A 5,664-nucleotide genomic window follows, 5' to 3' on the forward strand; every position below is an offset into this window, starting at 1 on the left:
CACCCGGATCCGTCTCGGGGTGAGCGCAGCGGCGCGGCGGGGTCGCCGAGCGCGGCCCGCGCCTGCGCGCGGTCGTGCCGCTCGATCGCGTCGGCGATCGAGATCGGAGCCACCCGGGGTCGCGTCGTCGCGGGCGGCGGTCGGCCCGCGGTCACCGGCCGCGGCGAAGTCCCCCGGCTCGACGACGAGGTCGAAGATCCCGGCGTGGGCGAGCCACTCGTCGCCGACGCCGGCACGCCACATCCCCCGCCGCATCCAGACGAAGGGGGTGCCCGCCAGCTGCTCGCGGGCGGCCCGCAGCCCGGCATAGGGGACGACGCCGTCGAAGAGGACGAGCCGGGCGCCGGTCTCGGCGAGGAGCGCCCGCAGCCGGTCGGCGAAGTACGGCTCCCAGCCGTAGGCGGGGTGGAGCTCACGCAGCCGCCGGGAGGGACCCCCCTTCGGCAGCCATCCGCTCTTGCGGCTGGGGCAGTACTCCGTGCGCACCCCGGCCAGCTCCGGCAGGCGTCCGGCCGCGACGGCGGTGCGGACCGTCGGCAGGGCCCCCGAGAGGGACAACAGGACGGGGTCGAGCGTGTCCGGCGCGCTGAGCGCGACGGTGAGCTGCCGGGTGAGGTGGCCCATCCCCACGCCGTTGCTCGTCACGAGCAGGACAGGGAGGCGCTGCGACATGCGGCCCACTGTATGGCGGCGATGGTCATCGTCCCGACAGGGCCGGCCGGTATGATCGCGCCAGCCACCGGAGACCCGGTTGCCCCCTGGAACCCCGGGGAGCACGACAACGAGAAGGATGCACAGTGGCGGACGTCGCGATCATCGGCCAGGGATATGTCGGACTTCCCCTTGCCCAGGAGGCCTCCAAGGTCGGGGTCAAGGTCCTCGGCTTCGACATCAACCAGGGCGTCGTCGACGCGCTGAACTCGGGCGTCTCCCACATCGACGACCTCTCGGACGACGACATCCGCGCGATGATCGACGCCGGCTTCGAGGCGACCACCGACCCGGCCCGCCTCGACGAGGTCAAGACCATCGTCATCTGCGTGCCGACCCCCCTCTCGGAGGACGGCGGCCCCGACCTCGGCCCGATCAACTCCGCGGTCAAGACGATCAGCGAGCACCTGCAGCCCGGTCAGACGATCATCCTCGAGTCGACGACCTACCCGGGCACGACCGACGAGGTCGTGCGCCCGGTCCTCGAGGCCGGCGGCCTCGTCGCCGGCAAGGACTTCTTCCTCGCCTTCTCCCCCGAGCGCATCGACCCGGGCAACGAGCAGTTCGGCGCCAAGAACACCCCCAAGGTCGTCGGCGGCCACACCCCGGCCTGCGGTGACGCGGCCGCGGCCTTCTACGGCCAGTTCGTCGACACCGTCGTGCGCGCCAAGGGCACCCGCGAGGCCGAGACGGCCAAGCTGCTCGAGAACACCTACCGCCACATCAACATCGCCCTGGTCAACGAGATGGCGCGCTTCTGCCACGACCTCGACATCGACCTGTGGGACGTCATCGCGGCGGCCAAGACCAAGCCCTTCGGCTTCCAGGCCTTCTACCCCGGCCCCGGCGTCGGCGGTCACTGCATCCCGATCGACCCCAACTACCTGTCGTACAACGTGCGCGCCAAGCTGGGCTACCCCTTCCGCTTCGTCGAGCTGGCCCAGGAGATCAACTCGACGATGCCGGCCTACGTCGTGCAGCGGGCGCAGAACATCCTCAACGAGGACAGCAAGTCGCTGCGCGGTTCGACCGTCCTGCTCCTCGGTGTCACCTACAAGCCCGACATCGCCGACCAGCGCGAGTCGCCGGCGGTCCCGCTGGCCCAGCAGCTGATCGCGAAGGGGGCGAGCGTCCAGTACTTCGATGCCAAGGTCGAGGACTGGAAGGCCGTGCCCGAGGCGACCCGCGCCGACGACCTCGACGCCGCCGTGGCCGCCGCGGACCTGACGGTCCTCGTCCAGAACCACAAGTCCTTCGACGTCGAGGACCTGGCGAGCAAGGCCCAGCGCTTCTTCGACACCCGCGGCGTGGCGGCCGACAGCGACAAGGTCGAGCGCCTGTGACGGAGGCCCCCTCGCGGGCCCCCCTCCCCCCGGCTCTCTCCACCGACGAGGCCGCGGAGCTCGCGGCCAGGCACGGGCTGCGGACGCTCAGCGAGCGTCCGCCGCTGCGCCAGTACGTCGCGGACATCTGGCGGCGGCGGTCCTTCGTCTGGACCCTGTCGTCGGCGCAGTCGTACGCGAAGAACGAGGACAACCACCTCGGTCAGGTCTGGGCGGTGCTCAACCCGCTCTTCCTGATCCTGAGCTACTACGCGATCTTCGGTCTGCTGCTCAAGACGAGCCGGGGGGTCGACAACTTCGTCGGCTTCCTCGCGATCGGCGTCGTGATGTTCTCCTTCACGTCGACGGTCGTCACCCGCGGCGCCAAGGCGATCACGGGCAACCTGTCGATCGTGCGGGCGCTGCACTTCCCCCGGGCGATCCTGCCGATCTCGATCACCCTCACCGAGCTCATCGCGCTGCTGCCCGCGCTCGGGCTGATCCTCGCGCTCATGCTCTTCACCGGGGAGCGGCCGACGTGGGAGTGGCTCCTCTTCCCCGTCGCCGTGGTCATGCAGGCCCTGGCCCTGTCGGGCCTGGCCATGATGGCCGCGCGGCTGGTCAACGCCTCGCGCGACCTGGGCAACCTCATCCCGGTCGTCGTGCGGCTGCTGCGCTACGTGTCGGGCGTCTTCTTCCCCGTCGTGCACTACGCGCAGAACCTGCCGGACGCCGTCGGCAACGTCCTGATCTACCAGCCCTTCGCGCTCATGCTCAACATCGGCCGCAGTCGCTGCTCGGAGACGAGAGCATCATCGCGCGTGACTGGCTGATGATGGCCGCCTGGGCGATCGCCCTGCCCGTCATCGGGCTGCTCGTCTTCTGGCGCGACGAGGCGAGGTACGGCCGTGGCTGAGCAGGCACCCGAGCAGGTGACGATCGGCGACCCGACGGTCGTCGTCAGCCACCTCGACGTCAAGTACGCCGTCTACGGCGGTGGCCGCATGGGCAGCCCCTCCGGGCAGGGCGAGTCGCGCTCGCTCAAGGACCTCGTCGGGCGCCGTGAGCCGCGGGTGCGCGAGGTGCATGCGGTCAAGGACGTCAGCTTCGTCGCCCGGCACGGCGAGTCCATCGGCATCATCGGCCGCAACGGCTCCGGCAAGTCGACGCTGCTGCGTGCGGTCGCCGGGCTGATCCCCCCTTCGTCCGGCCGCCTGTGGGTGGCCGGTGAGCCCTCGCTGCTGGGGGTCAACGCCGTCCTCATGAGCAAGCTGAGCGGCGAGCGCAACATCTACGTCGGCGCCCAGGCGCTCGGCCTGACCCGCGACGAGATCCGCGAGCGCTTCGACGACATCGTCGAGTTCTCCGGCATCGGCGACGCGGTCTACCTGCCGATGAGCACCTACTCCTCCGGCATGGGCGCGCGGCTGCGCTTCGCGATCTCGACCGCGGCGGCCCCTGACGTGCTGATGATCGACGAGGCACTCGCGACCGGTGACGCTGACTTCCGCGCCAAGAGCGCCGAGCGGATCGCGGCGATCCGCGAGCAGGCCGGCACGGTCTTCCTCGTCTCGCACTCCAACGGCAACATCCGGCAGATCTGCGACCGTGTGCTGTGGATGGACCAGGGTCGGCTCATCGCCGACGGCCCGACCGAGGAGGTCCTGCCGCTCTACGAGGAGACCCTGCCCAAGCGCGCCAAGAAGCGGGCGGCCACCCCGACCGAGCCGGAGGTGCCCGGCACCCGGCGCTTCGGCGGCGACTCGCGGGTCGACGTCGCCACCTCGCTCACCCGGCACACCTGGGAGCCCGGCGTCGAGGGCGCCTTCGTCGTCAGCGTGCACAAGGTCGCCACGGCCCGCGTCGTCGCGCCGATCGCGGCACGGCTGGGCTGGCCGCTGCTGTGGGTGCGCCCCGGCTCGGTACCCTCGGCCACCCGTGACGAGATGCGCCGGCTCGACCCGCAGCGCGTCGTCGTCGTCGGTGGCGAGGACCTCGTCGCGGCGTCGACGGCCGATCGCCTCGAGGACATGCTCGGCCGGCCGGTCGAGCGGATCGGCGAGGACGACCCCGCCATCACCTCGGCCCGGCTGCTGCGCGACTTCCCGCCGCGCGACCGAGAGGTCGTCCACGTGACCCTCCCGGCGAGCGGTGGCCGCGCCCCCGCGATCTCGCAGATGGCCGCCGAGAGCGGTCGGGCGGTCGTCGTGTGCGAGGAGACCCACGTGCCCGACGAGCTCGTGAGTGCCCTCGCCGACCTCGCGCCCGAGCGACTCATGCTCGACGGCAACGAGGAGGACTGGTCGCTCGACGTCGTCCAGCGCCTGCAGGAGGCGACCGGCGCCGAGGTGACCTTCGGGCCGACCGAGGGCCCGATGGCCCTCGCCGCGGGCCTCTACGCCGACGCGCCGACCGGTGGCACGGTCCTCGTCTCGGCACACACGACGGGGGTCGAGACGCTCAGCGCGGTCGTCGCCGCGGCGCACACCGGCAGCCCGCTGCTGCTCCTGCGCAGCGACCGGGTCCCGGCGGCGGTCAGGCGCACCCTCGAGCGCCTCGCCCCGACCGAGATCGGCCTCGCCGGCACGATCGACGGGCTCTCCCCCGCCCTGCGGGCCGAGCTCGGCGAGCTCGTCCCCGCGTCGTCCTCCGAGGCCTGACTCCCACGCCGGGTCGATGTACGACGGTGCGCTGGGACGCACCCGCACACATCGAACCCCGGCACAGGCTCCGCGTCAGCGTCGGGGCGAGCGGGCGGCGGCGACCTCGGTGAGGGCCGCGACGAAGGCGGCGCCTCCCTTCGCCCAGTCGTAGCGCTCGCGCACGAGCTCACGACCGCGGCGCCCCATCGCCGCGGCCTCCTCCGGCGTCCGCCACAGGCGCAGCACGGCATCGGCGGCCGCCTGCACGTCCTCGAAGGGCACGACGAGACCTCCCCCGGACTCCTCGACGAGCTCGCGGGCCAGCGGCAGGGGCGTCGTGACGGCAGGGACGCCGTGGGCGAGGTACTCGACGACCTTTGTCGGCATCGAGCCGCGGTAGTTGGGCAGGTCGCGCAGCAGCGCGAGCCCGGCGAGGGCGCCGTCGATGGTCGCCATCGCCCGCTCGGCGGGCTGGAAGCCGTGCCACACGACGATCCCCTCGGCGACCCCGGCCTCCATCGCCGCCCGCGAGGCCTCGTCACGGGCCGGGCCGACGACCTCGAGCGTGATCGCCCCGTCGGACCCGGCATGCGCCCGCCGGGCCACCTCGACCATCGCCTCGCTGCCACGGGCGGTCGTCAGGTTGCCGACGTGCACCAGGCGCGCGCCCCGGCCGGAGGGACCGTCTCGGGCACGACGACGGCATTGGGCACGACGGTGTGCTCGCGGCGGAAGCGCCCCGCGTAGGCGTGCTCGGCGAGCAGCAGCGGGTGCCGGCGCTCGACGAGCCGCTCGGCGTCGCGCCAGGCGGCGGCCACGGACGCCGCAGGGGGCCGGCAGCCAGTCCTTGACGACGAGGGGCGCCGGCGGGGTCCTCGTGCACGTCCCCAGACGAGGTGGCGCAGCCCCAGCCCGGCGACGGCCGGCACGAGCTCGGGGTCGTGGACGAGGACGACGTCGTGGTCGGGCGCGAGCCGCCGCACGGCCGC

4 protein-coding genes and 2 pseudogenes are annotated in these 5,664 nt (G+C 72.6%); 3 read left to right on the plus strand and 3 right to left on the minus strand.

Annotated features, from left to right (window positions below):
* Positions 1–672, minus strand: a pseudogene (locus AC2W7J_RS15220) (hypothetical protein); the annotation flags it as partial.
* Positions 673–797: 125 nt separating this feature from the next.
* Here AC2W7J_RS15220 and AC2W7J_RS15225 point away from each other — a divergent pair.
* The 3 genes from AC2W7J_RS15225 to AC2W7J_RS15235 all read left to right on the plus strand — a co-directional run bounded on the left by AC2W7J_RS15225 (position 798) and on the right by AC2W7J_RS15235 (position 4,693).
* A complete protein-coding gene (locus AC2W7J_RS15225) occupies positions 798–2,054 on the plus strand; it encodes a nucleotide sugar dehydrogenase (RefSeq protein WP_485983420.1) in 1,257 nt (418 codons plus the stop codon).
* Positions 2,051–2,866, plus strand: a complete 816-nt coding sequence (locus AC2W7J_RS15230) for an ABC transporter permease (RefSeq protein WP_485983422.1) — start codon at positions 2,051–2,053, stop codon at positions 2,864–2,866. The genes AC2W7J_RS15225 and AC2W7J_RS15230 overlap by 4 nt, the downstream gene beginning before the upstream one ends.
* A gap of 75 nt (positions 2,867–2,941) precedes the next feature.
* Positions 2,942–4,693 (plus strand): ATP-binding cassette domain-containing protein, encoded by a 1,752-nt coding sequence (locus tag AC2W7J_RS15235; protein ID WP_485983424.1) that lies wholly within the window; start codon positions 2,942–2,944, stop codon positions 4,691–4,693.
* A gap of 75 nt (positions 4,694–4,768) precedes the next feature.
* Here the strand turns inward: AC2W7J_RS15235 and AC2W7J_RS15240 are convergent, their stop codons facing one another.
* Positions 4,769–5,332, minus strand: a complete 564-nt coding sequence (locus AC2W7J_RS15240; RefSeq protein ID WP_485983426.1) for a glycosyltransferase — start codon at positions 5,330–5,332, stop codon at positions 4,769–4,771.
* Positions 5,314–5,664: pseudogene (locus tag AC2W7J_RS15245) on the minus strand (glycosyl transferase); the annotation flags it as partial. The gene AC2W7J_RS15240 and the pseudogene AC2W7J_RS15245, both read right to left, overlap by 19 nt.

The sequence above is a fragment of the Janibacter sp. CFPM2_SD2 genome (assembly GCF_057364645.1).